1 protein-coding gene is annotated in these 875 nt (G+C 66.9%); it reads right to left on the bottom strand.

What is annotated here, in order from left to right; translation table 11 throughout:
* Positions 1–579 (bottom strand): response regulator transcription factor (locus tag DPV74_RS41590; RefSeq protein ID WP_162923352.1); only part of this gene is annotated, 579 nt, incomplete at its 3' end.
* Between the last annotated feature and the right edge of the window lie 296 nt (positions 580–875).

The raw sequence follows: 875 nt of genomic DNA, 5'->3' as shown, positions 1-875 counted from the left end.
CGCCGCGTCGCCGGGCCGCGGCGCGGCCGCACCGGTGCCGAGCCCCAGCCCCGCCGCCCGCCGGACCAGCTCGACGTCGTTGTTCACGCCGAGCTTCTTCATCGCGCTGATCTTCTGCGCACTGACCGTCTGCTTGCCCTTGCTCAGACGCTGCGCGATCGTCTTGATCGGCACCCCCGACAGATACAGGCGAATGACCTCGATCTCGCGCGCCGACAGCTTCACGGGCGCCTCGCCGCGCTCGCCGGCCGCATCGACCGCGCGCCTGACGAGCGGCGACAGGTAGTGCCCGCCGCTGTAGCTCGAATGAATGGCCGTGACGATATGGCCGACCTCGTCGAACTTGCTGACGACGCTCACGCCGCCGATCGCGAGGATCGACCCGACGATCAGCGGATTCTCGTTCGCGACCAGCACGACATCGCAGTCGACGCCGTCGAGCGACACGGCCAGCTCGGCCACATTCCGGCATACCGCGACGAGCTCGATCGCGCAGGCGCTGCCTGCGACCTGCTCGATGCCGGCCAGCGTCAACGGCCAGTCGTACGCGAAGACGATGCGAACGTTGAATTTCCTCATGCGTGGTTCCCGGTGGTTCATCGGCCGCGCGACGCGAAGCGCGCACGGCCGGTTTGGCGTTGATCGGACGTTCAGGCTATTTTTAGCCTGCACATCGATTCTATGAAGCCGCACGCGGACGGGATATCGGACGGTAACGGGATTGGTCGTCAGGGACGTAATACGAGTTTGATATTTGCGCCGGTTCGAGCGGCCGGCACCTCGGAACATCGGCCGGATGGCCGGCGTGGCGGGCCACACGGGCCATCCGGCCGGCCAGCAGGTAAAATCGACGCCTTTGCATGCCGCGCCGGGCC

This window comes from Burkholderia sp. HAN2018 (assembly GCF_024704855.1).
Classification (GTDB): domain Bacteria; phylum Pseudomonadota; class Gammaproteobacteria; order Burkholderiales; family Burkholderiaceae; genus Burkholderia; species Burkholderia cepacia.
This window is presented reverse-complemented; position numbering and strand designations above follow the sequence as displayed.